We start from the raw sequence: 24,617 nt of genomic DNA on the forward strand, positions 1-24,617 counted from the left end.
AATAGGACGAAGACCGATAAGTCGCGTGATATTTCTCCAATCATGTTGTATGGCTGGAGGTTTAATGGCACGGCTCGACGGTGGGCAGCTTACGGCGCTGGGTGTTCAACTTGCGGTAACCCAGTGGGCGCTGGTGGGAGTTTCCACTATCTATATTGGTTTGATCGGCGGGCTCGGCGTCCGGGAATTGGCCGCCGGGGGGTTGGCGCTGATGTTGTTCGATCAGGTGCGCAATACCTGCGCCGGACTGATCAGTGCCACCGAGAATCGGGTGGCCGGGGTGCTGGGCGAGCTCGATCGGTTCGGCGCGGCCTCGGAGTCGGTGGCGGATACCGGGATCGAGGATGTGCTGCGGTCGAGTTTCCTCATCGCGACCGGCTCGGGACTGCTGGGGACGATGCTGCTCGTCGGGCTGGGCTGGGCGCTGCGGTGGATGAGCCAGGACCTACAGGTGGTGGGCGGGGCACGGGTTGTCCTGCTGGGCCTCGCGCCCGGCTTGGTGCCGAGCCTGTGGTTCCTGGTGCTTCGCCAATACCTCGTGGGCCGGCAGCGCCCGCGCAAGCTGATGCTGGTGGCCCTGGCCGCGGTGCCGCTGAACGCCGGCCTGGGCCTGATGTTCATTCACGGCTGGGGCGGGTTTCCGGCCTTGGGGCTCACCGGATTCGGCATCGCCATGTCCGTCGGCTACACGCTGATCTTCGTGGCACTGTGGACGGCGGTCCGCACCGACCGCGAACTCGGCCCGGCCCTCCCCCACGGCCCGGCCCGGCCGACCGGGCACAGTGTCCGGACCGACCTCCGGCTGGGCACGCCGATCGCATTGACCTACGGCGCCGAGACCGGCATGTTCTCCCTGCTGGCCACGGTGATGGGCGCGCTCGGCCCCGAGGCGCTGGCCGCGTATACCGTTGTCTCCCAACTGATGCACATCGCCGCGCAGGCGGCCACCGGACTCGCGCACGGCGCCTCGGTCCTGGTCAGCCACGCGGTCGCGCGACACAGGAGCCATGAGGCGCGCGCTGTGGCGTGGGGCGCGCTGCGCCGCGCGACGGTCGTGCCGATATGCGCCGGCTTGCTCTATCTCTTCTGGGCCGACTGGATCGTGCGGCTGTTCCTGCACGGCGACACCGCCGACACGGTCGCCGACCTGGCCCGCTGGCTGCTGCTCATGGCCGTACTCCTGCAGTTCTTCCACGCCGGCCAGCACCTCGGCATCGCCCTGCTCCGCGGATTGCAGGCCACCACCGCGGGTTTCCTGCTGGCGATCACCGGCTCCTGGGCGATCGGCATCCCCGCGGCCGTCCTGCTGGCCTTCCCCGCAGGTTTCGGCGCGCTCGGGGCCTTGACCGGTCTCGGCCTCGGCATGGCCGCGACCTCCGCGCTCACCCTCCGCCACTTCTTCTACCGCTTCGAACCCAGCTTCAACGGCGTCGGCCCAAAGCAGCTGTCACCAGCACCCGAGTGGCATCTCCCGTAGAAAGCCCTCCAGCAGGGATATCAAACGCCTGACAGATTCCGTAATTTGTTGCGGGCCAGGATATTCCGTTGTCACCACGAAGCGTCGGTCTCGATGCAACATACGCGATCTCATTGCACTTCAGCACATTCCGAGCTAAGTTTGCGCGCATTCGAACCGTGTGAGATGGGGTGATGTCGATGGCGTCCGACCTGCGGCAAATGCTGTCGGAGTCCCGGATGGTCGTGGCTCCGGGTGTACATGACGGCTTGGCGGCGAAGGTATTCGGGGACGCCGGCTTTCCCGCGGTGTACATGAGCGGAAATGGAACCTCCGCCTCGTTGCTCGGGGCGCCCGACATCGGACTGCTCACCATGACCGAGATGGTCATGCGCGCACGCGCGATCGTTGCCGCGACAGGCGTGCCGGTCATAGCGGATGCCGATACCGGCTACGGAAACGCGGTGAATGTCGCGCGCACAGTGCGGGAATACGAAGCGGCAGGCGTGTGCGCGATCCATCTCGAGGATCAGGTCATGCCGAAGAAATGCGGCGCCATGGCCGGTCTGGAACTGGTTTCCGCCGACGAGCACGCCGATCGGATTCGCGCCGCGATCGACGCCCGCAGCAGCGCGGATTTCCTGATCATCGGCCGCACCGACGCGCGGCTGCCACTCGGTTTCGAGGAGGCGCTGCGTCGTGCCCGCACGTACGCCGATGCGGGCGCGGATCTGGTGCTGGTCGAAATGCTGCAGTCGCCGCAGGAGATCGAGCACCTGGTACGGCAGATGCCGGTTCCGGTCATGATGAACGCGGTCTCGGGAAAGACCCCCGATCTTGTGCCCGCCGAGTTCGCGAACCTCGGTATCGCGATTCTGGCCTATCCCCTGGCGTCGATCCTCACCTACACGCGATCGATGCGAGACCTGGCCGCTCATCTCGCACACGGAGGGTCCCCGGCGCAATTCTCGCCCGCAGAGCTGTCATTGGACCAATACGCGCAAGTGCTGGGGTCTCGGGCATGAAGAAGCCCCGCACCTTGGGTAGGCAGGTGCGGGGCTTCGCCCTCGCGCGCGAACTGGGCGGGGTGTCGCCTAGATCGCGCCCCAGCGCGAGTTCAGGGTGCGCTCGGCAGTGGGGGTGAGGGACCCGAGGATGCGCAGGCGGGCTACGCCTCCATCGGGATAGATGTCCAGCCGGACGTGGGTCGCGGGCCGCTGGGCGTCGGGGCGGACACGGAAGCGGTGCGGGGTGTCCGGCTGGACCGGGATGCGGGGCTGGAGTTCGAACCAGGCCGGGTCGTCGGCGTCGGGGAGCGGGCCGTTGCCCTCGTGATCGATGGCCAGCAAACGGATTTCGCCCGGCGAGTTGAAAACCAGGTTGGTGGTATCGAATTCGATGAGGTCGGGCACGCCCTGAGCGGCCAGGCGGATGATCGCCCAGTCGTTGGCGTCGTCGCGGCGGCGACCGGTCTCCCAGCCTTCGGCCTGGTTGCGGGCAAGACCGGGAGCCAGCATATTGTCCGGTGCCGAGTAGAACATGTTGGAGCAGGCCTCGACCCGCGCACCGTTCTCCAGCGCCGCGAGGTCCACGGTCAACCCGGTGAGCAGGGTCGGGTCCGGGACCACGTCACCGTGCACGCGGATGCGGGCGATACCGCCGTCCGGATGCATGTTCAACCGCACATGAGTGAAGACACGCTCGTCGGAGACCGGGAATTCGTGCTTGGCGTCGCCGCCGATCGCGCTCTTGGGCACGATCTCCACCCATTTGGCGGCCGAATTCAGTTGCGCCACGGACGGATAACCTGAGACACGGCAGGCCTCCACGGAGATGTGCGGCGGGTAGTTGCCCTTGAACCAGGCGGTATCCACCACCACGCCGCGGATGACACCGGTCAGGCCCAGCCGCACGATCGCCCAGTCATTGCCCGGACTGCGCCGGCGCCGGGTTTCCCAGCCGTCGTACTCCTGGCCCTTGGGCCCGAAGGTCTCCGGGGAGAACCGGGGTTCCCACGGCTGGATGAGGTTCTCGCGCTCCTCGAAGGATTCGTCGTTGGCGGCGATGACCGCACCACGATTGCTGCGCAGGGCGAGATCCGGGAGGCTGGTGAAATCCGACATGTCTTCTCTCACTGGGGGTTCAACGGGACAGTTCGCGATCCAGGTGATCGGCGGCGATCCGCGTGGCCAACTGCTCCAGCAGATCCCCGGCATTGCTCATGCAGACCTCGGGATCGGGTTCGATATCGGTGAGGGCGTAGGCGTCCGCTATTCCGTAGGGGCGCAATTCACTTCGTTCGATCAGGCGCCGGCCGGAGACGGCCAGTACCGGCACCTCGGCCTTGGCGGCCGCGCGTGCCACGCCGATCGGGGCCTTGCCGTGCAGGGTCTGCTCGTCGAGCGAACCCTCCCCGGTGAGCACCAGGCGCGCGCCGGCCAGGGTGGCGTCGAAATCGACCTGCTCCAGGATGATCTCGATACCGGGCCGGATATTCGCGCCGAGAAACGCGAGGGCGGCGAAGCCGACCCCGCCGGCGGCTCCCGCCCCGGGACGATCGGCCACATCATGGCCCAGCTCGCGCCGCGCCACCTCGGCGAAGCGCGCGAGTCCGCGCTCCAGTTCCGCGACTTCGGCTGTGCCCGCGCCCTTCTGGGGCCCGTACACCGCCGCCGCACCGCGCGCACCCAGCAGCGGATTGTCGACATCGGAGGCCACGACCACCGGCACCCTCATCATGCCCGTGAGATCGATGGTCTCCAGCCGCTGCAGGGCCGCACCGCCGGGCGGCAGCACCCGCCCATCGGCGTCGAGCAGGCGCGCGCCGAGCGCGGTGAGCATGCCCGCTCCGCCGTCGGTACAGGCGCTGCCACCCAGACCCAGGACGACCCGTCGCGCACCGCCCAGGACAGCGGTGCGGATCAGATCGCCGGTGCCCGCGCTGGTCGCCGCCAGCGCGGTAGCCGAGGTGGGCTGATCGGGCAGGCGCCGCAGCCCGGAGGCCTCGGCCAGTTCGATGACGGCCGACTCCCCCTTCATCGCGAAGGAGGCGACGACGCGGTTGCCGACCGGCCCGGTCACGGCGGTCTGCAGACCGGCGTAGCCCGCGGCCACCATCGCGTCCACGGTGCCGTCGCCGCCGTCGGCGACCGGCACGGTCACGACCGGAATGTCCGGCCGGGCCTGCCGGAGCCCGGCGGCCAGGTGCGCGGCGACCTCGGGAGCGGTGAGCGAGCCCTTGAACTTGTCAGGGGCGACGACCACATGTCCTTCGTTCCACCCCTTGTTGCCGCCGCGCACCTGGATCATCGCGCGCTCCCCGCCGCTTCGAACTCCGGCTGCGCCGCAATGGCGGTGGGGGCGTCGTCGAACGATTCGGCGAGCTCCTCGAACTCGGTGACGGCGTCGATGTTCGCCGCACCCATGGACACATTGGTGACGCGCTCGAGGATGACCTCGACCAGCACCGGCACCCGGTGCTCGGCGAGCAGCTGCTTGGCCTCGTCGAACGCCGCACCCAGCTTGCTCGGGTCGGTGACGCGAACGGCCTTGCAGCCCAGGCCCTCCGCCACCTTCAGGTGGTCGACGCCGTAGCCGTTGACGTCCGGGCTGTTGATGTTCTCGAAGGACAGCTGCACGTAGTAGTCCATGTCGAACGCGCGCTGCGCCTGACGGATCAGGCCCAGGTACGAGTTGTTCACCACGACGTGGATGTACGGAATGTTGAACTGGGCGCCGACGGCCAATTCCTCGATGAGGAACTGGAAGTCGTAGTCACCCGACAGCGCGACGACCGGCGTGCTCGGGTCGGCGGTGGCCACACCCAGCGCGGCGGGCAGCGTCCAGCCCAGCGGCCCGGCCTGGCCGGCATTGATCCAGTGCCGCGGCTTGTAGACGTGCAGCATCTGCGACGCCTGGATCTGCGACAGGCCGATGGTGGTGACGTAGCGGGTGTCCGGGCCGAACGCGCGGTTCATCTCCTGGTACACGCGCTGCGGCTTGATCGGGATATTGTCGAAGTCGGTCTTGCGCAGCAGGTTCCGCTTGCGGTCGCGCACCTGCGTGGCCCACTCGGAGCGGTCGGGCAGGCTGCCCGCGTCCTTCTGATCCTGCGCGACGGCGATGAAGGCGTTCAGCGCGGCGCCCGCATCGGAGACGACACCGTAATCGGGCGCGAAGACGCGGCCGATCTGGGTCGGCTCGATGTCGACGTGCACGATGGTGCGGTCCTTGGTGTAGGTGTCGATGCCGCCGGTGTGGCGGTTGGCCCACCGGTTACCGATACCCAGCACGAAGTCCGAGGCCAGCAGCGTCTCGTTGCCGTAGCGGTGCGAGGTCTGCAGACCGACCATGCCCGCGTGCAGCGGGTGGTCGTCGCCGATGGCGCCCCAGCCCATCAGGGTCGGGACCACGGGAATGCCGGTCAGCTCGGCGAATTCGAGCAGCAGATCCGCGGCGTCGGCATTGATGATGCCGCCGCCGGCCACGATCAGCGGACGCTCGGCCGCGGCCAGCATGGTGAGCACCTTCTCGGCCTGCGCGCGGCTCGCGGCCGGGCGGTGCACCTCGAGCGGCTCGTAGGTCTCGATGTCGAACTCGATCTCGGCCAGCTGCACATCGATCGGCAGATCCAGCAGCACCGGGCCCGGACGACCGGAACGCATGAGGTGGAACGCCTTCTGGAAGGCGCCCGGCACCTGCGCGGGCTCCAGCACGGTGGTCGCCCACTTGGAGACCGGCGCGGCGATCGACGAGATGTCGACGGCCTGGAAGTCCTCCTTGTGCAGCTTGGCCACCGGCGCCTGTCCGGTGATGCACAGGATCGGAATGGAATCCGCACTGGCGGAATACAATCCGGTGATCATATCGGTGCCGGCCGGACCCGAGGTGCCGATGCAGACGCCGATATTGCCGGCGGCGGCACGGGTGTAACCCTCGGCCATGTGCGAGGCGGCCTCGACGTGGCGGGCCAGCACATGCTTGATGCCGCCGTGCGCGCGCATCGCGCTGTAGAACGGGTTGATCGCGGCGCCGGGCAGGCCGAATGCCTGTGTGGCGCCTTCTTTTTCGAGGATGAGGACGGCCGCGTCCACAGTCCGCATGCGTGCCATGTCAGTTCTCCGTGTTTCGGTATTCGAGCAGGCGCTCGGCCCGGCCCAGCACTCGTGCCGGGCCGGGTGTGATCACCCAGCCCGCGGGAATGTGGAGGGCACACTGCCCGTGCTCCTCCACCGCCCGGAGTTCAGTGGTTGTCAAGCCTTGTTGCCCTTGCCGGACAACGCCTCCGCGACCAGCAGCAGGGCGGAGTGATCCAGCGAGCCGTGGCCCATGGCGCGGGCGGCGGCGATGAGCTGCGCGGTGAGCGCACCCATCGGGATCGAGACGTCGGCGTCGCGGGCGGCATTCAGGATGATGCCCATGTCCTTGTGGTGCAGGTCGATCCGGAAGCCCGGCGCGAAGCTGCGCTCCAGCATGGACTTCCGCTTCAGCTCCAGGATGCGGCTGCCCGCGAGGCCACCGGCCAGCACATCCAGACCGGCCTCGGCGTCCGCGCCCAGGCCCTCCATGAGCAGGATCGCCTCCGCCACCAGGGCGTAGGTGCCGCCGACGACCAGCTGGTTGGCGGCCTTCACGACCTGACCGGCGCCGTTCGGGCCGACCAGCGCGACGACCTTGCCGACGGTCTCGAAGATCGGCAGCGCGGCGTCGAAGTCGGCCTGCGAACCGCCGACCATGATCGACAGCACGGCATTGACCGCGCCGGCCTCACCACCGGATACGGGGGCGTCGAGGACCCGCAGGCCCTTCTCGGCGCCCGCGGTGGCGGTCCACCGGGAGGTCTTGGGGGTGATGGTGGAGAAGTCGATGTACAGCGTGCCCTCGGCGGCGTGCTCGAGGACGTCGGCGAAGACCGCCTCCACATGCTCGTCCTGCGGCAGCATGGTGATGACGATGTCCTTGTCGCGCACCGCTTCCGCCGCGCTGCCCGCGGTGGCGCCGCCGGCGGCCTTCAACTTCTCCAGGCCCGCGGGCGAGAGGTCGAATCCGGTGACCTCGTGACCGGCCTTGACCAGGTGACCCGCCATGGGGCCGCCCATGATGCCGAGGCCGACGAAACCGATCTTGCTCACTTGATCCACTCCCAATCCAGTTCAGGGTCTTTGTATTCCAGGCCGATGTAGCCGTCGTAGCCGATGGCGTCCAGGGCGCCGAAGAGCTGCGCGAAGTCGAGCTCGCCGCTGCCCGGCCGGCCACGGTTCGGGGAATCGGCGATCTGCACGTGACCGAAGTAGCGGCCGTAGGTGTCGATCGTCGAAGTCAGGTTCTCGTCCATGCGGGCGAGGTGGTACAGATCGCACAGGAAACGCACGTTCGGCTCGCCGACCTGCTCGATGATGCGCACCGCGTGCTCACTCGAGACGACCGGATAGGCCGGGGACTCAATGGCATTCAGCGCCTCGAGCAGCACGATGGCGCCGATGCCCTGCGCGGCCTTCGCCGCGAAACGCAGGTTCTCCAGGGCGAGCTCGTCCTGCTTCTCGGGGCTCTCGCCCTCGATCCGGTTGCCGTACAGCGCGTTCAGCGCCTTGCAGCCGAGCCGCTCCGCAATGCCGACGGCGACCGGCACGTTATCGCGGAACTTGGTCTCTGCCCCCGGCACGGAGACCAAGCCCCGCCCCGCCGGAATCAGATCGATGAAATTCAATCCGACCAGCTGCACGCCGGCGTCCTCGATCGAACGCACGAAGGCGTCGATCTCCTGGTCGCCCGGCGTGGCGTCTTCACCGAAGGGCCACCAGAATTCGACCGCGTCGAATCCGGCCGCCTTGGCCGCCGCGGCCCGTTCGAGCAGCGGCAGGTCGGTGAAGAGAATCGAGCAGTTGACGTCGAATTTCCGGGGCACGCCCCCGGTGGTGAAACTCATCGGATTCCTTCGCGATAGGTCTGCCAGCTGCCGATCTCGGTGATATCGACCAGCTGCGTATAGGAAACGGGCGACCGGCGCAGCAACATCGACAGCACCGAACGGTTGTCGTCGAGTTCGATCACGCCCAGTTCCAGTTCCGGCGGCTCGGCCGGCAACAGGCTGGCGCGCAGCGTATCCATAGATACATCGAATAACTCACCGGCGATCGAGGCGCCGCCGTCGGAGACCGGGTGCAGACCCGGGAACCGATCGCCGACCGAATAGAACCGGTAGCGGGCTGCGGTTTTCACCTCACCGGCGAAGGGCGCGCCTTCGAGCAGGTGGTTCAGCGGACCGCCACGCATGGCGCCGCCATTCAGGAAAATGAGGGGCATTGTAAGGTCCTTCCTCCCCCGTCGGTCGAAATTATGTCGGCGATCACGTGTGCCGCGAAAGCCGTGATCAACCCAATCGTGGAGATCGTTCCGGGGTCGAGTTCGTAGATTCGTCCAGCCGAGGCGGTTCAGTCGCGAATTTCGTCCGCGAGCCGATCGCCGCCGCCTTCCATAACACCGAGTACTGCGTCGCGTTCGTCATCCGCCGCGGCGAAGACGGAGGCGCCCGAACGATTCCCGATACGCAACTCGTTGAACAGCAAGTTGAGCAGGATCGCCGCGATCGCGGTGCCGGTGATACCCGCATTCATGATCGTCGCGAACCATTGCGGGAATGCGTCCCAAAATGTCGGCGCGGCAATCGGAATGAGCCCGAAGGCCATTGCCACCGCGACGATCACCATATTCAGGTTGTCGTGGAATTGGACCCGCGCCAGCGACCGGATACCGCTGGCCGCAACGGTTCCGAACAGCACGACGCCCGCGCCGCCCAGTACCGGATACGGAATTCCGGCGACCACCGCACCGAATATCGGGAAGAAGCCGAGCAGCAGCAGGATGCCGCCGCCGGTGGCGACCACGAACCGGCTCTTGATTCCGGTCAGGGCCACCAGGCCGATGTTCTGCGCGAACGCGCTGCACGGGAACGACCCGAACAGCGGGGCCACCGTCGAGGCGGCCATATCCGCGCGGATGCCCGCCGCGACCCGGCGGGTGTCGACCTTGGTCTCGATGATCTCACCGATGGTGATCACATCGGCCACGGTCTCGGTCATGATCACCAGCACCACGATGGTCATCGAGACGATCGCGCCGATGTCGTAGGTCGGCGAGCCGAAGGGCAGGATCGACGGCAGCGCAATCACTTTCGTCTGCCCCACTGCGGAGAAGTCGGTCTTCCCCATCAGGGCGGCGATGGCGGTCCCCGCGATCAAGCCGATCAGGATGGACAATCGCGAGATCGCGCCCTGGAAGAGCCTGCTGACCACCAGGATGATCAACAGCGTGAGCCCCGCCAGGCCGATATTGCTCATCGACCCGTACCCGGCCCGGTGCGGATCATTGCCCAGCGCCCAGGTGAAGGCCACCGGCAGCAGCGACAGACCGATCATGGTGATGATCGTTCCGGTCACCACCGCCGGGAAGTACCTGATCAGCTTGGCGACGAAGGTGGACAGCACCAGGCCGATCAAGCCGGCGACGATGATCGCGCCGTAGACCGACCGCAGGCCGCCCGAGTGCGAGATCGTCACCATGGTCGATACGGTGGCGAACGAAATGCCTTGCACGATGGGCAGTTTGCTGCCGACCGGGCCGAGGCCGAGAGTCTGCAGCAGGGTCGCCACACCCGAGACGAACAGTCCGGCAGTGACCAGCAGGGCCATGTCGGGGCCGGAGAGTCCGGCCGCGCCACCGACGATGAGCGGCGGCGCGATGACACCGCCGTACATCGTCAGAATGTGCTGGGCTCCGTAGGCGATGGTCTTACCGACCGAATAACGCTCGTCTTCGGGCCCGGTATGTCGTACTCGCCCTTGCAGTTTCACGCCGAACACGGCTCTCTCCTCAGCAAAACCCGGGGACGCCGAGCCAGGCATTGCCGGCGGGGGTCGCATCGTCGCGGTTCAGGCTGGCCTCGATCAGGCCGTAGGGGCGGTCGGCGGCAATGAACACCTCGCCCGGGTTCTCCACGTGGAAGGGGCTCAGGTCCACCAGGAAGTGGTGCTTGTTCGGGGCCGAGAACTTGATCTCGGCGACCTCGCGGTGCTGCTCGAGGACGGCGCGACCCATGCTGTAGAGGGTCTGCTGCAACGCCATCGAGTGCACCACGGCGAACTGCCGCAGCAGGGTGGCACGGATGGAGGAGTAGGACTTGTCCCAGTCCACATCGGTACGGTCGTAGCGCCACCGGGCCACCAGCGAGGTCGCCATGATGCGGTCCTTGGTGGGCTGCAGGGTGGTGTACTTGTCCTCGAAGTAGCCGTGGAACTCCGAGCCGGTGGACTTGAGCAGCACCAGGTCCTTGATGCCGGTGATCACGTGCGCCTCACGGCTCGCGCCGTAGCCATCCATGTTCACGACCGTGGTGCGGGTGCCGCCACCGGCCTTCACGAACGAATGATCATGTCCCGCACCGTCTACCGGGATCCGGTCCCAGGCGTACTCCTCGATCTCGATGCGCGCGCCGTCGGCGCCGGGGCAGCGGGAGACGAAGTGATCGGCCAGGGTCAGGCCGAACTCCTCGATGGAGCGGACGCCCTTCTCCTTGGCGAAGGCGAAGGCGGTGTTCTTCTGGGTGTCGGTGGGCAGGATGTCCTTCTGATCACCGGTGATGTGCGCGTCCTCGAAGCGGCCGCGCAGCGCGGTGGAGACGTTCAGGTCGCGAATGGTGTGCCGATCGGTGTCGCGGTAGACGCGCACAACCCGGTTCTCGGCCTTGCCGTACTGGTTTTGTCCAAGCTGAATGGCCATGGAAACGAATCAACTCCCTCGGTAGGCAGAACAAGCGAATGGGGACAGCAGCAGCGGCACGTGATAGTGCGCGCGATTGCCGGTGGGGGTGAAAGTGATGTCGACCTGGGACAGGAAGTAGTCCTGCCCGGTCCGGGCGGCGTACGCGGCGACCTCGAAAACCAGCCGGTAGCGGCCGGATTCGAGGCGATCGGGGCCGAGGTTCTGGATGCGGCCGTCGGCGTCGGTGACACCGACGCCGAGCAGGGCGGGCGCGTCGTTGCGATCGGGCTCGCCGATCAGTTCCAGGCGGACCGGAACTCCTTCGGCCGGCAGGCCGCGGGCGGTGTCCAGCACATGCGTGGTGATGGCGCTCATGCGGATTCTCCCGTCGCAGCCGATTCGCCGACCGTGGCGCGGCCGGCGGAGACCACCTTCTGCAGGCGCAGGCGCGCGATCTTGCGCAGTTCGGTGGCCACCACCTTGGCCTCGGTGTCTTCGTCGTTGCCCAGCCGCAGCAGCACCGCGTTGAGGATCTCCTGGGAGGTCAGCCCGGTGGCGCAGATGAGGAAGACGCGGCCGAATCGCTTCTCGTACAAGCGATTCGCCGATGCCAGGGATGCGATGGTCTCCACGTCGGCGGCCACGCCGGACTGTTCCTCGCGGGACCAGGCGGCGCCGCGGTCCTCACCCTCACGGCGTTCGCCGATGCGCGGGTGCGCGGCCAGGGCGCGGTCCACGTCCTCGCGGGTGAAGGTGTCGGCGAGCAGGTCCGAGGTGTCGAGCAGGCTGTCCAGATCCGGGAAGGGCCGGGCGCCGAGCAGGGCGTCGGCCCAGGCGGGCACATCACAGCACTCGAGCAGAGCGGGCCGGATAGCGGCGCCCTCTACCTCGTTGAACTCGTCGACAGTGACCATATCCTGCTCTTTCTCGCATTGCGGAAGTTCTATTCCGACTGACGAAATAGTGTCACAGGTCACGCGCCCACGTCAACAGTTTGTTGAAATCTGTTGAAATGCAGTCAACCGCACAGTCCGGCAACTGTCCAGGAAACGCAGAAAACCCACTGCTGAGCAGTGGGTTTCCGAAAGCCTCGAACGGGCCGAGCGACCTCTCAGGCGCGGGTTCGGTTGAGATAGTTGTAGACGGTGAAGCGAGTGACGCCGAGGGCCTCGGCGACCGTCTCGGCGGACTTGCGATAGCTGAACGCGCCACGTTCTTCGAGCAGACGCACCGCCCGCTGCTTCTCCGCGCGCGGCAGCTCCGCCAGCGACGTGCCGAATTCGGCGGCCACCTCGCTCAGGATCCGGCCGATCCCCTCGGCACTCTCGGCGGGTTCGGGATCGGCCGAGACGAGCCGGACACAGGCCAGCGTCTCCCCCTCCCACACCAGCGGGACATCATCGGGCAAACGGTCCTCGGCACGAATCAGCGTGCCGCCCACGCGTTCCAGCAAGGGGGCGAGCGTCACCAGCACGGGGTGCGTGACGTCCGGCCCGGCACGTTCGCTCATTGCGCCCGCTCCCCATCGCCGGCCTGCTCCACCTGCAGCGTCACCCGGGTCGCGCCATTGGCGAAGGCCACCGCGAGCATTTCCTGCAGGGCGGGCAGCAGTACCGCGCCGGGACCGGCGACCTCGGTGCCCAAGGGCCCGAATTCGCATGTCAGACCGAGCTTCTCGAGCGCGGCGAAGGTTTCGGTGGCATGGGGCGGCGGATCACCCTCGCCGTCGAAGGGTTCGGTGGTGAATTCAGCGCGCAACCGCATGGCCAACAGGCTACCTCCGGCAAGATCGGCGACACGTCGGTAAACTTCCGCTATCCGGAAATCTCGACGAGGCGGGACAGTGACTGAACAAGACTCGGCCAAGGGACGCGGCGGCGGCGTCCAATCCATCGAGCGCGCGTTCGCGCTGCTGGAAACCATGGCCGACGCGGGCGGCATGATGGGCCTCTCACAACTCGCCACCGAATCGGGCTTACCGCTCCCCACCATTCACCGCCTGGTTCGTACGTTGGTCGATCTGGGATATCTGCATCAGGAGCCGTCGCGCCAGTATGCGCTGGGCCCCAAGCTCATCAAGCTGGGCGAGACCTCGGCCCGCATGCTCAGTCTCACCGCACGGCCGCATCTGACCCGGCTGGTGGACGAACTCGGCGAGTCCGCCAATATGGCCATGCTGGACGGGGATCGGATCGTCTACGTCGCGCAGGTGCCCTCCCGGCACTCGGTGCGCATGTTCACCGAGGTCGGCCGGCGGGTCCTCCCGCACTGCACCGCCGTGGGCAAGGCCATGCTGGCCGGGATGCCGCCGGAGCGGGTCCGGGAGTTGCTGCAGCGCACCGGAATGCCACGCTACACCGACCACACCGTCACCGACCCCGCGGAATTCGCGCGGCAGCTGGAGGTCACCGCGCGCACCGGCTTCGCCATGGACGACGGCGAGCAGGAGCTCGGGGTGCGCTGCGTCGCGGTCGCGGTACCCGAAGCCCCTGCCCGGCTTGCCATTTCGATCTCCGGACCGGCAGGCCGGATAACCGAGGAACTCATCGATCGAGCGGTGCCGCTCCTGTCCGAAGTGGGCCGGAAGGTGTCGGCCGATCTTCGCTAGGCGCGGCGGTCTGTCGCATCCGCGGCACCGCTGCGATATCGGCGAATTCGAGCGTATCGGGCACTTCGAGATCCGGGATGGGCACGCTGTCGCGGTGCAGCGCCCCCCGGCTCTCGGTGAGCGGCAGTCCCGATCCGCCCTTGCGCACCGCGATGATCTCCGCCGCGATGGAGACCGCGGTCTCCTCCGCGGTGCGCCCGCCCAGGTCCAGCCCGATGGGCGAACGCAGGCGCGCCAGTTCGGCTTCCGTCACCCCCGCCTCGCGCAGGCGCGCGAGCCGGTCCTCGTGGGTGCGGCGGGAGCCCATCGCGCCCACGAACGCCACCGGCAGCCGAAGGGCCACTTCCAGTAGCGGCACATCGAATTTGGCGTCGTGGGTGAGCACGCACAGCACAGTCCGGGAATCCACCCGGATGCGTTCCAGATAGCGGTTCGGCCATTCCACGACCACCTCGTCGGCATCCGGGAAACGCGCGCGGGTGGCGAAAACCGCCCGTGCGTCGCACACGGTGACGTGGTAGCCGAGGAACTTGCCGATGCGGGCGGTCGCCGCGGCGAAGTCGATCGCCCCGAAGACGATCATCCGCGGCGGCGGCACATGGGACTCGATGAAAACGGTGACCTCGCCGGCAGACCGCACGCCCGGCACAGCGGCAGGCCGCACGTCCGATACAGCGGCAGGCCGCACGTCCGATACAGCGGCAGGCCGTCCGTGATCACAACCGATGGTGCGTACTCCGGTGGTGCCGGCATCGAGCATGGCTCGCGCCTCGGCAAGTACGCGGTCGTCGAAATCGGCTCCGGTGGCCCACCAGGTGCCCAGCGCCAGGACGGCGCCGCTGTCGAGGTCGCGGACCAGTGCCACGGCCTCCCCCTCAGCTCCCAGGACCGCCGCCATCGCCTCGCGATTGGCCGCGGTCACCGGCTGGACGAACACCTCGATGGTTCCGCCGCAGGTCAATCCGACCGCGAAGGCGTCGGAATCGCTGTAGCCGAAGGTTTCCCGCATCGCGGTACCGGATCGCAGCGACGCGCGGCACAACTCGTAGACCGAACCCTCCACACAGCCACCGGAAAGACTTCCGATGACCGTGCCATCGGCGTCCACGGCCAGGGCCGCGCCGATCGGACGGGGCGCACTGCCGCCGATCCCGATGATGGAGGCGACGGCGTAATCCTTGCCCGCCGCATGCCATTCCATGAGTTGTGCCGCGATGTCGCGCATCACTTATCTCCCGAATGCTGCTTCTATGCCGTTGATGCCGAAGTAGGCGACGAACACGACGCTGACCACGGCCACCAGCCAATGGATCTCGCGGAACTTGCCGCGCGCGAGTTTGATCACCGTGTAGGCGATGAGGCCCGCGCCGACGCCATTGGTGATCGAGTAGGTGAAGGGCATCAGCGCGATCGTGATGAAGGCCGGCACCGCGACCTCCAGATCATTCCAATCGATCTTGCGGGCCTGGGTCATCATGAGCGCGCCGACCAGCACCAGGGCGGGCGAGGCCGCCTGGATCGGGACCACCGCCGCGACCGGGGTGAAGAACACTGCGACGCAGAACAATCCACCGGTGAACACGCTCGCCAGACCGGTACGGGCGCCCTCGCCGACACCCGTCGCGGACTCGACGTAGACCGTGGATCCCGCACCACCGGTCAGGCCGCCGATGATCTGGGCGACACCGTCGGTGGTCAGGATCTTGCCCATACCGGGCACCTGACCGTTCTCGTCGACGAGGCCGGCCTCGTCACAGACCCCGAAAACCGTTCCCATAGCATCGAAGAAGCCGGTGAGCACCAGGGTGAACAGCACCACGGTGGCGGTCATGGCGCCCGCGGTGGCGAAGCCGCCGAACAGGTCTATGTGGCCGAACAGGCCGAAGTTCGGGGTGGCGAACAGCGACTTCGGCTTCTCCGGCACGACCGTGCCCCAGGACTTCGGGTCGATCTTGACCATGGCGTTGACGATGATCGCCAGCACGGTGGAGATCGCGATGCTGATCAGGATCGCGCCCGGCACCTTGCGGATGAACAACGCCAGCATGAGCAGCAGGCCGACCGCGAAAATCAATGTGGGCCAACCGGATAGGTGACCGTCCACGCCCAGCGTCACCGGCGGGCCGCCGGGCGCGCCGTGACCCACTACCCCGGAGGACACCAGGCCGATCATGGCGATGAACATGCCGATGCCGACCCCGATGGCGTTCTTCATCGCCAGCGGAATCGCATTGATGATCATCGTCCGCAGACCGGTGGCGGCCAGCACCACGATGACGATGCCCATCAGCACCACCAGGCCCATCGCCTGCGGCCAGGTCATGTGCGGCGCCGCCTGATAGGCGACGACCGGGACCAGTCCGAGACCGGCGGCCAATGCGAGGGGCACATTGCCGACCAGACCCATGAGGATCGTGGTCAGACCGGCGGAGAAGGCGACGGTGGTGGTCAGCTGCGCAATGCTGAGTTTGTCACCGTTGATATCGGTGACGCCGCCGAGAATCAGCGGAACCAGCAATATGACATACGCCATAGCGACGAAAGTGGTGATACCGCCGCGGATTTCACGGGTTATGGTTGTTCTGCGCTCGGACAGCCGGAAGAACTTGTCGAGTGCCGAACTCCGCGTTTCCGCTGTGGCGATCGGGGTTTGTGTCTGGGTCATGGCTGCCCTCCTTTGGGCGTAGCCGACCTGCGGCCCGGGTTACAGGGAATACTCGGGCTGCGGATTCGAGCTGTTTGTTGTGGAGTCTCTACCGCGGAATTGCGGTCTGCCCCTGTTAATCAACGGTTCCGGATGATGTCTTCCGGAGACGACGGCACACGTGTGCTGGTGCCGGCGGTGAACTGAATTTCCTCCATAACTGCATTGAGCTGCCGTACCCGGATCGGGTCCATATCGAGCACGTAGGCGAGTTTGTCCATCATCGACTCGTGCGCGGAACAGGCTTGCTTCGCATCGAATCCAGGCATCACGCCGCCGTCGTGGGTGCTGAGAACCTTTGCGTAGGTGAGCTTTCCGGTCGCGGTGGCGCCGTACTCGTAGCGCATGCCGAACTCGAAATCCTCGGCGATGTGCACGGTGGCGAGGATCCGGCCGATGGACGCGTCGCCGCGGGAGGTCGTCATCTCAGCCTCGGCTCCCGGGATCCTGACGCATGATCCGCTTCCGCGCGGCGACGCCGTTGCGGGCGACCTGGTCGTGCGGAACGGTTTTCAACTCGTCGTGCTCCACGACCGTCTTGCCGCCCACCAGCAGGCGGGCCAGCGGCGGCTGCGGGCCGAAGACCAGCGTGCACACCGGATCCTCGATGGCGGCGCGGAAGCCGTCCACCTGCCAGATCGCGATATCGGCCAGCTTGCCCGGCTCCAGCGAGCCGATCTCGTGCTGGCGGCCCAGATTCCGGGCGCCGCCCAGGGTGCCGACCTCGAGGGCCTGGCGCGCGGTCATGGCCTTCGGACCGTGCACGGCGCGCTGGAACAGCATGGCCTGGCGCATTTCCCCGGCCATGGAAGTCAGTTCGGAGGAGGCCGCGCCGTCCACGCCCAGGCCGACCGGCGCGCCGGCGGCGAGCAGATCCTTGACGCGGGCGATGCCCGCGCCCAACCGGGCATTGGAGGTGGGACAGTGCGCGGAGCCGGTGCCGGTCTCGGCGAAACGGCGAATGTCCTTGTCGTGCAGGTGCACCGCGTGGGCGAACCAGACATCGTCGCCGAGCCAGCCCAACTGCTCCATGTATTCGACCGGGGTACAGCCCATCTGCTCGAGGCAGTGCTCTTCCTCGTCGAGGGTCTCGGCGAGGTGGGTGTGCAGGCGCACGCCGTGCTTGCGGGCCAGTGCGGCCGAATCGATCATCAGTTCCTTGCTCACCGAGAACGGCGAGCAGGGCGCGACCGCGACGCGCAGCATCGAGTCGAAGGACGGATCGTGGTACTTGTTCAGGATCTCCTCGGTATTGAGCAGGATCTCCTCGCGGTTCTCGACCACCTCGTCCGGCGGCAGGCCGCCCTGCGACTGCCCGCGGTCCATGGAACCGCGGCACGGGTGGAAGCGCAGGCCGAGCTCGGCGGCGGCGCGCACCTCGGCCTCGAACAGATCGCCACGGCCCTTGGGGAACACGTAGTGGTGATCGGTAGAGGTGGTGGTGCCGGTCAGCGCCAGCCAGCCCAGGCCCGCGGAGGCCGCGCCGTGGACGACATCGGCGTCCATGCTCGCCCACAGCCGGTAGAGGCCGGTCAGCCACTCGAACAGGGTGGCGTCCTGGAACAGGCCCTGGGTGGCCCATTGGTAGAGGTGGTGGTGGGTGTTCACCAGGCCCGGGGTCACCAGGCAGCCGGTGCCGGAGAGGCGTTCGGCGCCCACCACCGTCGGCGCCGGTCCCGCGCCGAGGGCTTCGATACGACCGTTCTCGCCGATGACGAGATACCCGTCCGGGATCTCGTCACCGACAACCGGTGCGATGTAAGCGTTCTCGATGACGATCTTGCTCATGCGGCGGCCGCCTCACGCTCTGCCGCCAGCAGGACGGCATCCAGAAACTTCTAGTAAATCAATCCCACGCCGGGCCGGCGGTCGGGACTTCGCGCACCACGGTGCCCTCGATCAGGCCGTACGGGCGATCCGCGGCCCAGAAGACCTCATTGCCGTTGATCTGGCCGAACGCCGTCAGATCCACCTCGAAGTGGTGCTTGTTCGGCAGCTGCAGCTTGACTTCGACGATGTCCGGGCAGGTTTCGAGCACGCGCTCGCCCATCTCGAACAGGGTCTGCTGCAACGACAGGCTATGGGTCTCGGCGAAAGCCGAGAGCAGGCAACGCCGCACGACCTCGTAGGACTTGTCCCACTCGGCGTTGTCGCCGGTGTGCCGCCACTGCGCGTTGACCTCGGTCGCGAGCACGCGATCGGTGGTCGGCTGCAGGGTGGTGTACTTGTCCTTGATGTAGCCGTGGAACTCCGAACCCGTCGAGTTCAGCACCACCAGATCCTTCAGACCCGAGACGACCCACGCCTTGTTGCCGTCGTAATGCACCAGGGCGGTACGGGTTTCGCGGCCGGAACGCACGAACGAATGCGGGTGGGCGTTGAGGCCCACCACATTCCGCTCCCAGGTGTACTCCTCCAGCTCCACGCGGGCGTGGTGGATGGTGGGCTGGGAGTCCACGAAGTGGCGCGCCAGCAGCAGGCCGAACTCCTCCGGGGAGGCGATGCCGTGCTGTTTCGCGAAGGCGAAGACCGTGTTCTTCTGGGTGTCCGTGGGCAGCACATTGGCGTTGTCGCCGGTGTAGTGCACCGCCTCCATATCGCCGGACAGGGCCGAGCTCACATTGAGGTCGCGGATCTCGTGCTTGGAACCGTTCTTCGTCACACGGACGACGCGGGTCTCCGCCTTTCCATAGCGGTTCGCACCGAGCTTGATCGTCATTGTTCAGCTACCTCGATAGGTGGAGAAGGAGTAGGGACTCAGCAGCAGCGGCACGTGGTAGTGCTCGGCCGCGTCTGTGACGGTGAAATCGATGGTCACCGTGGGATAGAAGGGGCTGATCTCTCCGGTCTGGAAGATCAGCCGGTACGCACCGGGCTCCAGCGAAGGCAGATCCTTGATCCGCCCGTCGGCGTCGGTGTGCTTGTCGGCGAGGATGGTGCCGTCGGCGCGTTCGAGACGCACCGCCAACCCTTCGGCCGGGCGGCCGGTCGCCGCGTTCAGCACGTGGGTGGAAAGACTCATATGTGCCCCAGCAGTTTTCGGATTCGGAGTGCGGTGATGTCGGCCAGTTCGATCTTGACCTGAGCCTGCTCCGCCGCGGGCGAATTACGCAACCGGCGGCGCAGCTCCGCGAGCATCTCGGCGGCATTGCGGCCGCTGGCGCGAATCAGGAAGACATGGCCGAAGTGGTTCTCGTACTCCACGTTTCCGGCGGCCAATTCGGCCAGCACCTCGGGATCGGCATCGGCGGCGCCGGCCTGCTCCTGCTTGGACCACTTGTCCTCCTGCGCGGAGGTCTCGGCCTTGGCTTGCCGCTCACCGATCCGGGGATGCGCCGAGAGCGCTTCCTCCACGTCGGACCATTCCAGTTCGGCGACGCCGATGGCGCCCGCCTCGATGAATGCCGACTCACTCGCATACGGCCGGTTGGCCACCATCTTGCGCGCCCAGCGCCGCGATGCGCAGCAGGTGAGCAGCTGCGACTCGGCGTCTTCGAGGGACAGCGACCCGAGCCATTCCAGGCGACTCGACATCCGACCTCCATCCATTGGCGTTCTGCCGGTTAACTAAACCGGCCTGGTACCCGGTGCGGCAGCACCGAGACATCCGAACCTGTGGCTTGCCCCACAGGCGGTCGTTTGTAGCTACATCCAAGTCCCGTAACCCACATGTCACCGATCGTTAGCGTGCGACCCGGCTTGTGTAACGTAGGTCATGCTCCGGCGACCGACCGGTCGCCCCTCAATTGCTGGTCACAGCGATTCCGGCACCGAAACGACGGGATTTGATCTCTCCATCATGCGGTTACGTTCCCTGCTCGACATGACGGATCTGGGCCTCGGGCTCGTCACCGGTGAGGACGAGCTCGATCGCTTCGTGCGCTGGGTCGTCACCACCGACATGCTCGACCCGAGCCGCTACATGTCGGGCGGCGAATTCGTCCTCACCGGGCTGCAGTGGCTGACCCAGCCCGCGGACTGCGAGACCTTCATCGCGAACCTCGCCCAGGCCAAGGTCGCCGCCGTCGCCGCGGGCGACGCGCTGTTCGGGGAACCGCCCGCGGAACTCGCCGCGGCCTGTCGCAAGCATCGGATCCCGCTGTTCCGGGTCGACGCGCAGGTCGCCTTCGCCACCGTCACCGAGACCATCAACCGGCATCTCTCCGTCGGGCGGGCCGCCGATCTGGCGGCGATCCTGGACCGGCACCGCCAGCTGGTCGCCGGTGGCGGGCTCGGGTCGGTGCTGGAATTGGTCCATCGCACGCTGGGCACACCGTGCTGGGTGGTGTCGTCCATCGGGCGTGTGGTCGCGGGCACATCGGACGAGCTGCCGGATGCGGTGCGCGCCGCTTTCCTGAGCGCGCGGCGGCTGCCGCACGTGTTTTCCTACGATGGCACCCGGTACTCGCTGTTCGCGGTCGACGCGGACGGGACCTCGCGCATCGCGGACTGGTTCCTGGTCTTCCAGAGCGACTACAAGGACTGGCCCGACGAACGGCGGGCGCTCACCAGCGAACTCGCGGCGGTGGTCGCGCTGGAACGCGCGCGGCTCGACGATCGGCAGAGCGCCGAAGGGCGGCTGGCGCAGGAACTCATCGACCTGATCATGTCCGAGGCCAAACCGGCCGAGATCATCTCCCGGCTCGAACTCACCGGGCTCGGGCTCTCCGAGCGCTATCTGGCGGTCGCCGCCACCGCCGACTCCGGGGCCGTGCGGCCCGGTGAGGTGCGGGCGGTACTGCGCGAAATCCTCTGGGACAGAAGCCCTGCCGTCGGCGTGGTGGACGGCGAAGCCATCGCGCTGGTCTCCGTGGGCGGGGAGCAGCTGCTCGACGACCGCATCCATCGCGCGATCGAAACCCTCGAACCCGGACTGCACTCGAGCCGTTTGGCCGTCGGCATCAGCGGCGCGGTCGACGGGGAAGGACTGCGCGGCGCGGTCGAGGAGGCCCGCTACGCGCGGCGCATGGCCGCCGAGCGCAACGAACCCACCAGCATCGTGCGGCACGATGAGCTCGCCACCCATATGCTGTTGCTGGCCAGCGTGCCCGACGAAGTCCGCCGGATGTTCCGGGTGCGGCTGCTGGATCCGCTCAGCAGCTACGACAAGGACAATCGGTCGGATCTGGTGCACACGCTGGAGACCTTCCTCGAGGTGTCCGGGTCCTGGACCAAATGCGCCGATCTGCTGCACCTGCACGTGAATACGCTGCGCTACCGCATCCAGCGCATCGAGGAACTGACCCAGCGCGACCTGTCCCGGCTCGAGGACCGCGTCGACTTCTTCCTCGCCCTCGCACTGCGCTGACGGCTCCCGAAGCCGCGCCGACGGCTCACAGCAGCGTCACCTTCACATCGTCGAGGAACATGACGTGTGACAGGACGGCGTCCACCGGCACGTCGAACACCATGCGCGCGACGAGAACCTTCCCCGCGGGCATGCCGGTATAGGTCGGATCGACCGCGTGATCGAGGTTGTAGGTCATGGTGGCCGAATCATCGACCGCGAATCGGCGGCCCTGTGTATCCACCAGTGTCACATCGGAATTGCGGAAATCCTGCGGACCGGACGTGATGTTCTTGATCCAGAAGGTGGCGATCACATATGTGCCCGCCGCGGTATTCTCCACGAATCCGCTGCGGCCCACCGTCTTCATTCCGGTCTCAACACCGTGCAGCATGAATTCGAATCGATTGTCCCGACCGCGCTGATCGACCCGTACCGTCACGATCGCAGGCGCCGCCGGGCCCGGCGAATGGCTCGCGCATCCGCTCAGGAGGGCGGTCGATGCGAGTACTGCACTGAGGACTGTCCTGCGCATAGGATTCGTCCTATCAGCACATGATCAAGGCCCGCAATCATGCCGATCAATCTCCGATCATTCCTTGATCATTCCTTGACACAACACATTTCAACGCGCGGCAGCTCGCGCCACCGCATCGTGTCCGGGCATCCACCTGTGCGCGAGAGCCCGTGCCGCCGTATGCTGACGGCCGCATGATCAGGATCTACGGGGAGTAGTAGTGCAGGCGAATATCAATGGCAGCACGATGCCGGTGCTGGAGATGCAGTTGGCGCCGGGGGAAGCGGTCATCACGCCGCACGGCGAATTGTCCTGGATGTCACCGAACATCACCATGACGCAGACCACCGGCGGGCCGAACGGTGGCGGATTCATGAACTCGCTCAAGCGGGTCGCGGGCGGCGGTGGCTTGTTCATGACCCAGTACCAGGCCACCAACGGTCCCGGGCTGGTGGCTTTCGCGACGAAGGTGCCCGGCCACATCGTGCCGGTCGACATTCACCCGCAGCGCAGCATGCTGGTGCACCGCCACGGCTGGCTGGCCAGCACGCCCGGCGTGAATGTCAGTGTGGCGCTGCAGCAGTCGATCCGCAGCGGCCTGTTCGGCGGCGACGGCTTCCGGCTGCAGCGCTTGGAGGGACAGGGCCGCGCCTGGATCGAACTGTCCGGTGAGCTGACCCGCTACAACCTGGCGCCCGGCCAGACCATGCTGGTGCATCCCGGCCATGTCGGAATGTTCGACCAGACCGTGCAATTCAGCATCACCACGGTCCCCGGCATCCGCAACAAGATCTTCGGCGGTGACGGCTTCCTGCTGGTGGCCCTGACCGGGCCGGGCGAGATCGTGCTGCAGAGCATGCCGCTGCCCAACCTCGCCCACGCCCTGCTGCCCTACGTCGGCGCCGAAGCCGGTGGCGGCGCGGCCGCCAGCACCTTCGTCGGGTCCATGCTGCGCAGTTAGGTCAGCGTCGCGCAATCGCCGGCGGCCGCGCGGCCCGCGAACAGGTCCGAGGTGAAGCCGAAGGCCGCCGCCGCGAACGGCAGGATCGCCGCGCTGTGATCCAGGCCCGCGAATTCGCGGTACTGCACGGCAATTCCGCGGCGGCAGTAGTCGGCGGCGAGACCACGGACGTCGTTCACGATCATGACGCCGTCACCGATGCCGTCGCTATTGCCGACCCCGAGCAGCAGGGGCCCGCGCGGAGTTCCGGTGGCGCCCATGCGCAGCCGCTCCAGCGCCGCCATCAGTGGGCCGATCGTCCGGTAGTCCTGGTACGGCGGGCGGAGCAGCTGCTCGGTGGTGAGGCCCGGGAAATGCTTGTCGGTGAAGCACTGATCGGCGACCTCGGCCATGATCTGGGCGCCGTAGCCGGAGAGGTACTGCGACATGTCGAGGCCGAAGCCCCGGCCGATCCCGGTGAGCGCGAACGGAATCACGCTCGCCCAGCTGGCGCTGCCGTCGATGTAGTCGATGTTGTGCGGCAGGTACACCGGCAGTCCGCCCGCGGCCGCGCCCAGGATATTGAGCTCCGGTGCGTAGTCCGGGGCCAGTTCGGCGGCGAACTCGGTGGCGATCGACCCGCCCGAGTAGCCGACCAGGCCGACCGGTGTCGACGGCTCCACACCGAGCAGCTGTTCCGCGGCCCGGATCGCGTCCAGGGTGCGATAACCCGAGCCCTGACCGGTGGCGAATTCTTGCCGCCGGCCCTCGTAATCGGACAGGACGACGGTGAATCCCGCTGCGATATAAGCGGCTACGAGGTTCGCCTCCAGGGCCGGCAGCGAGGTGCGCGAGCCACCGCCCTGCAGGGTGAACGACGGATCGCACTGCGCGCCCAGGGTGTCGTAGGCCATCTGGTACGACACGATCCGCGTGGTCGCGGTCGCACCCGGGGGCCGGATCACCGTGGCAATCGCGATATCCGGCTGATCCAGCTGCCCGGTACTGCGGTACAGCAGCTGATCCGCGGCGACCGGTGTCGGAATACCGTCCAGTTGTATCGAGACGGGATGGGACTGCACAACGGCGCCCACGGCATCGTCGGCCTGTGCGGGTGCGGCCGGCACCGCCAGGGCGAGCGAGGCGCCCGCGAGCCACACTCGCAGCAGTAGCCGATATCCGGATCCGCGATCCGCCACAATTGCTCCCAACTCTCGTGCTTCGACGGCCGAACCGGCTGAAAGGTAACCCGCGCGCCATACCGTCCGGTACCGCCGCAGTTCCGATCGGCGTGTCCCGCTCGTCGACCGAACTCGAATTACGGCCGGTCAAATATGCTGCGCTCTGTT

Annotated in this window: 27 protein-coding genes; 5 read left to right on the forward strand and 22 right to left on the reverse strand. The window is 67.0% G+C overall.

All coding sequences use genetic code 11. The annotated features are described in order from the left end of the window. Window positions 1–64: 64 nt before the first annotated feature. The gene (locus tag ACIP5Y_RS28770; RefSeq protein ID WP_400354695.1) at window positions 65–1,477 is read left to right on the forward strand and encodes an MATE family efflux transporter; all 1,413 of its coding nucleotides are present in this window, start codon (window positions 65–67) and stop codon (window positions 1,475–1,477) included. A 179-nt stretch (window positions 1,478–1,656) separates the two neighbouring features. Further along, window positions 1,657–2,481 (forward strand): oxaloacetate decarboxylase, encoded by an 825-nt coding sequence (locus tag ACIP5Y_RS28775; protein ID WP_400354697.1) that lies wholly within the window; start codon window positions 1,657–1,659, stop codon window positions 2,479–2,481. Window positions 2,482–2,550: 69 nt separating this feature from the next. Here the strand turns inward: ACIP5Y_RS28775 and alc are convergent, their stop codons facing one another. The 13 genes from alc to ACIP5Y_RS28840 all read right to left on the reverse strand — a co-directional run bounded on the left by alc (window position 2,551) and on the right by ACIP5Y_RS28840 (window position 12,976). Then, window positions 2,551–3,579, reverse strand: coding sequence for an allantoicase (gene alc, locus ACIP5Y_RS28780; protein WP_400354699.1), 1,029 nt, complete (start codon window positions 3,577–3,579; stop codon window positions 2,551–2,553). A gap of 19 nt (window positions 3,580–3,598) precedes the next feature. Further along, window positions 3,599–4,765 carry a glycerate kinase gene (locus ACIP5Y_RS28785; RefSeq protein WP_400354701.1) on the reverse strand — a complete coding sequence of 389 codons (1,167 nt, stop codon included), beginning with the start codon at window positions 4,763–4,765 and terminating at the stop codon, window positions 3,599–3,601. Then, the gene (gcl, locus tag ACIP5Y_RS28790; RefSeq protein ID WP_400354703.1) at window positions 4,762–6,567 is read right to left on the reverse strand and encodes a glyoxylate carboligase; all 1,806 of its coding nucleotides are present in this window, start codon (window positions 6,565–6,567) and stop codon (window positions 4,762–4,764) included. Before gcl ends, ACIP5Y_RS28785 begins: the two co-directional genes overlap by 4 nt. A gap of 1 nt (window position 6,568) precedes the next feature. After that, window positions 6,569–6,712: a hypothetical protein gene (locus tag ACIP5Y_RS28795; protein WP_400354705.1), complete on the reverse strand. Its 144-nt coding sequence runs from the start codon at window positions 6,710–6,712 to the stop codon at window positions 6,569–6,571. Continuing rightward, window positions 6,709–7,587, reverse strand: coding sequence for an NAD(P)-dependent oxidoreductase (locus ACIP5Y_RS28800; RefSeq protein ID WP_400354707.1), 879 nt, complete (start codon window positions 7,585–7,587; stop codon window positions 6,709–6,711). Before ACIP5Y_RS28800 ends, ACIP5Y_RS28795 begins: the two co-directional genes overlap by 4 nt. Further along, entirely contained in the window at window positions 7,584–8,381 is a 798-nt protein-coding gene (locus ACIP5Y_RS28805) for a hydroxypyruvate isomerase family protein (protein WP_400354708.1), read from the reverse strand. Before ACIP5Y_RS28805 ends, ACIP5Y_RS28800 begins: the two co-directional genes overlap by 4 nt. Beyond that, the gene (locus tag ACIP5Y_RS28810) at window positions 8,378–8,758 is read right to left on the reverse strand and encodes a gamma-glutamylcyclotransferase (protein ID WP_397001961.1); all 381 of its coding nucleotides are present in this window, start codon (window positions 8,756–8,758) and stop codon (window positions 8,378–8,380) included. The genes ACIP5Y_RS28805 and ACIP5Y_RS28810 overlap by 4 nt, the downstream gene beginning before the upstream one ends. A gap of 128 nt (window positions 8,759–8,886) precedes the next feature. Further along, window positions 8,887–10,314: a nucleobase:cation symporter-2 family protein gene (locus ACIP5Y_RS28815; RefSeq protein WP_400354710.1), complete on the reverse strand. Its 1,428-nt coding sequence runs from the start codon at window positions 10,312–10,314 to the stop codon at window positions 8,887–8,889. Between the two features lie 10 nt (window positions 10,315–10,324). Beyond that, window positions 10,325–11,230 carry a factor-independent urate hydroxylase gene (pucL, locus tag ACIP5Y_RS28820; protein ID WP_400354712.1) on the reverse strand — a complete coding sequence of 302 codons (906 nt, stop codon included), beginning with the start codon at window positions 11,228–11,230 and terminating at the stop codon, window positions 10,325–10,327. A 9-nt stretch (window positions 11,231–11,239) separates the two neighbouring features. After that, window positions 11,240–11,587, reverse strand: a complete 348-nt coding sequence (gene uraH / locus ACIP5Y_RS28825; RefSeq protein WP_400354714.1) for a hydroxyisourate hydrolase — start codon at window positions 11,585–11,587, stop codon at window positions 11,240–11,242. Next, on the reverse strand, window positions 11,584–12,126 hold the full coding sequence (uraD, locus tag ACIP5Y_RS28830) for a 2-oxo-4-hydroxy-4-carboxy-5-ureidoimidazoline decarboxylase (protein WP_400354716.1): 543 nt from the start codon (window positions 12,124–12,126) through the stop codon (window positions 11,584–11,586). The genes uraH (ACIP5Y_RS28825) and uraD (ACIP5Y_RS28830) overlap by 4 nt, the downstream gene beginning before the upstream one ends. A gap of 197 nt (window positions 12,127–12,323) precedes the next feature. After that, entirely contained in the window at window positions 12,324–12,722 is a 399-nt protein-coding gene (locus ACIP5Y_RS28835; protein ID WP_400354718.1) for a helix-turn-helix domain-containing protein, read from the reverse strand. Next, entirely contained in the window at window positions 12,719–12,976 is a 258-nt protein-coding gene (locus tag ACIP5Y_RS28840) for a thiamine-binding protein (RefSeq protein ID WP_400354720.1), read from the reverse strand. Before ACIP5Y_RS28840 ends, ACIP5Y_RS28835 begins: the two co-directional genes overlap by 4 nt. Before the next feature lie 79 nt (window positions 12,977–13,055). Here ACIP5Y_RS28840 and ACIP5Y_RS28845 point away from each other — a divergent pair, with 79 nt between their 5' ends. Beyond that, window positions 13,056–13,820: an IclR family transcriptional regulator gene (locus tag ACIP5Y_RS28845; protein WP_400354722.1), complete on the forward strand. Its 765-nt coding sequence runs from the start codon at window positions 13,056–13,058 to the stop codon at window positions 13,818–13,820. On the opposite strand, the gene ACIP5Y_RS28850 is transcribed toward ACIP5Y_RS28845, so the two are convergent. The 7 genes from ACIP5Y_RS28850 to uraD (ACIP5Y_RS28880) form a co-directional block, all read right to left on the reverse strand. Continuing rightward, on the reverse strand, window positions 13,756–15,045 hold the full coding sequence (locus tag ACIP5Y_RS28850; RefSeq protein ID WP_400354724.1) for an XdhC family protein: 1,290 nt from the start codon (window positions 15,043–15,045) through the stop codon (window positions 13,756–13,758). The two genes, ACIP5Y_RS28845 and ACIP5Y_RS28850, sit on opposite strands and share 65 nt — an antisense overlap. A 3-nt stretch (window positions 15,046–15,048) precedes the next feature. Further along, complete coding sequence (locus ACIP5Y_RS28855) at window positions 15,049–16,485, reverse strand: NCS2 family permease (protein WP_400354726.1); 1,437 nt, start codon at window positions 16,483–16,485, stop codon at window positions 15,049–15,051. A 119-nt stretch (window positions 16,486–16,604) separates the two neighbouring features. Beyond that, window positions 16,605–16,949 carry a hypothetical protein gene (locus ACIP5Y_RS28860; RefSeq protein WP_400354727.1) on the reverse strand — a complete coding sequence of 115 codons (345 nt, stop codon included), beginning with the start codon at window positions 16,947–16,949 and terminating at the stop codon, window positions 16,605–16,607. Window position 16,950: 1 nt separating this feature from the next. Beyond that, window positions 16,951–18,312, reverse strand: a complete 1,362-nt coding sequence (locus ACIP5Y_RS28865) for an 8-oxoguanine deaminase (RefSeq protein WP_400354729.1) — start codon at window positions 18,310–18,312, stop codon at window positions 16,951–16,953. Between the two features lie 58 nt (window positions 18,313–18,370). Continuing rightward, on the reverse strand, window positions 18,371–19,243 hold the full coding sequence (gene pucL / locus ACIP5Y_RS28870; RefSeq protein WP_400354731.1) for a factor-independent urate hydroxylase: 873 nt from the start codon (window positions 19,241–19,243) through the stop codon (window positions 18,371–18,373). Between the two features lie 3 nt (window positions 19,244–19,246). Beyond that, window positions 19,247–19,546: a hydroxyisourate hydrolase gene (gene uraH / locus ACIP5Y_RS28875; protein ID WP_400354733.1), complete on the reverse strand. Its 300-nt coding sequence runs from the start codon at window positions 19,544–19,546 to the stop codon at window positions 19,247–19,249. Then, the gene (gene uraD / locus ACIP5Y_RS28880) at window positions 19,543–20,058 is read right to left on the reverse strand and encodes a 2-oxo-4-hydroxy-4-carboxy-5-ureidoimidazoline decarboxylase (protein WP_400354735.1); all 516 of its coding nucleotides are present in this window, start codon (window positions 20,056–20,058) and stop codon (window positions 19,543–19,545) included. The genes uraH (ACIP5Y_RS28875) and uraD (ACIP5Y_RS28880) overlap by 4 nt, the downstream gene beginning before the upstream one ends. Before the next feature lie 265 nt (window positions 20,059–20,323). Here uraD (ACIP5Y_RS28880) and ACIP5Y_RS28885 point away from each other — a divergent pair, with 265 nt between their 5' ends. Further along, window positions 20,324–21,832: a PucR family transcriptional regulator gene (locus tag ACIP5Y_RS28885; RefSeq protein WP_400354737.1), complete on the forward strand. Its 1,509-nt coding sequence runs from the start codon at window positions 20,324–20,326 to the stop codon at window positions 21,830–21,832. 25 nt (window positions 21,833–21,857) lie between these two features. On the opposite strand, the gene ACIP5Y_RS28890 is transcribed toward ACIP5Y_RS28885, so the two are convergent. Beyond that, window positions 21,858–22,346, reverse strand: a complete 489-nt coding sequence (locus ACIP5Y_RS28890) for a DUF4352 domain-containing protein (protein ID WP_400354739.1) — start codon at window positions 22,344–22,346, stop codon at window positions 21,858–21,860. Between the two features lie 202 nt (window positions 22,347–22,548). Between ACIP5Y_RS28890 and ACIP5Y_RS28895 the strand changes: the two genes are divergently transcribed. Further along, the gene (locus ACIP5Y_RS28895; protein ID WP_400354741.1) at window positions 22,549–23,289 is read left to right on the forward strand and encodes a TIGR00266 family protein; all 741 of its coding nucleotides are present in this window, start codon (window positions 22,549–22,551) and stop codon (window positions 23,287–23,289) included. Here ACIP5Y_RS28895 and ACIP5Y_RS28900 read toward each other — a convergent pair. Further along, window positions 23,286–24,467 (reverse strand): lipase family protein, encoded by a 1,182-nt coding sequence (locus ACIP5Y_RS28900; RefSeq protein ID WP_400354743.1) that lies wholly within the window; start codon window positions 24,465–24,467, stop codon window positions 23,286–23,288. The genes ACIP5Y_RS28895 and ACIP5Y_RS28900 overlap by 4 nt on opposite strands. Window positions 24,468–24,617 lie beyond the last annotated feature (150 nt).

Source organism: Nocardia sp. NPDC088792, assembly GCF_044750615.1.
Taxonomy (GTDB): Bacteria; Actinomycetota; Actinomycetes; order Mycobacteriales; family Mycobacteriaceae; genus Nocardia.

What these genes read in the sequence shown, in the direction of transcription:
- uraH (WP_400354714.1), bottom strand. Translation starts at nt 11,587, where the DNA reads ATGAGCGCCATCACCACGCATGTGCTGGACACCGCCCGCGGCCTGCCG.
- ACIP5Y_RS28775 (WP_400354697.1), top strand. Translation starts at nt 1,657, where the DNA reads ATGGCGTCCGACCTGCGGCAAATGCTGTCGGAGTCCCGGATGGTCGTG.
- ACIP5Y_RS28805 (WP_400354708.1), bottom strand. Translation starts at nt 8,381, where the DNA reads ATGAGTTTCACCACCGGGGGCGTGCCCCGGAAATTCGACGTCAACTGC.
- alc (WP_400354699.1), bottom strand. Translation starts at nt 3,579, where the DNA reads ATGTCGGATTTCACCAGCCTCCCGGATCTCGCCCTGCGCAGCAATCGT.
- pucL (WP_400354712.1), bottom strand. Translation starts at nt 11,230, where the DNA reads ATGGCCATTCAGCTTGGACAAAACCAGTACGGCAAGGCCGAGAACCGG.
- uraD (WP_400354735.1), bottom strand. Translation starts at nt 20,058, where the DNA reads ATGTCGAGTCGCCTGGAATGGCTCGGGTCGCTGTCCCTCGAAGACGCC.
- pucL (WP_400354731.1), bottom strand. Translation starts at nt 19,243, where the DNA reads ATGACGATCAAGCTCGGTGCGAACCGCTATGGAAAGGCGGAGACCCGC.
- uraH (WP_400354733.1), bottom strand. Translation starts at nt 19,546, where the DNA reads ATGAGTCTTTCCACCCACGTGCTGAACGCGGCGACCGGCCGCCCGGCC.
- ACIP5Y_RS28865 (WP_400354729.1), bottom strand. Translation starts at nt 18,312, where the DNA reads ATGAGCAAGATCGTCATCGAGAACGCTTACATCGCACCGGTTGTCGGT.
- ACIP5Y_RS28860 (WP_400354727.1), bottom strand. Translation starts at nt 16,949, where the DNA reads ATGACGACCTCCCGCGGCGACGCGTCCATCGGCCGGATCCTCGCCACC.
- ACIP5Y_RS28835 (WP_400354718.1), bottom strand. Translation starts at nt 12,722, where the DNA reads ATGAGCGAACGTGCCGGGCCGGACGTCACGCACCCCGTGCTGGTGACG.
- ACIP5Y_RS28810 (WP_397001961.1), bottom strand. Translation starts at nt 8,758, where the DNA reads ATGCCCCTCATTTTCCTGAATGGCGGCGCCATGCGTGGCGGTCCGCTG.
- ACIP5Y_RS28840 (WP_400354720.1), bottom strand. Translation starts at nt 12,976, where the DNA reads ATGCGGTTGCGCGCTGAATTCACCACCGAACCCTTCGACGGCGAGGGT.
- gcl (WP_400354703.1), bottom strand. Translation starts at nt 6,567, where the DNA reads ATGGCACGCATGCGGACTGTGGACGCGGCCGTCCTCATCCTCGAAAAA.
- ACIP5Y_RS28855 (WP_400354726.1), bottom strand. Translation starts at nt 16,485, where the DNA reads ATGACCCAGACACAAACCCCGATCGCCACAGCGGAAACGCGGAGTTCG.
- ACIP5Y_RS28890 (WP_400354739.1), bottom strand. Translation starts at nt 22,346, where the DNA reads ATGCGCAGGACAGTCCTCAGTGCAGTACTCGCATCGACCGCCCTCCTG.
- uraD (WP_400354716.1), bottom strand. Translation starts at nt 12,126, where the DNA reads ATGGTCACTGTCGACGAGTTCAACGAGGTAGAGGGCGCCGCTATCCGG.
- ACIP5Y_RS28785 (WP_400354701.1), bottom strand. Translation starts at nt 4,765, where the DNA reads ATGATCCAGGTGCGCGGCGGCAACAAGGGGTGGAACGAAGGACATGTG.
- ACIP5Y_RS28885 (WP_400354737.1), top strand. Translation starts at nt 20,324, where the DNA reads ATGCGGTTACGTTCCCTGCTCGACATGACGGATCTGGGCCTCGGGCTC.
- ACIP5Y_RS28770 (WP_400354695.1), top strand. Translation starts at nt 65, where the DNA reads ATGGCACGGCTCGACGGTGGGCAGCTTACGGCGCTGGGTGTTCAACTT.
- ACIP5Y_RS28850 (WP_400354724.1), bottom strand. Translation starts at nt 15,045, where the DNA reads ATGCGCGACATCGCGGCACAACTCATGGAATGGCATGCGGCGGGCAAG.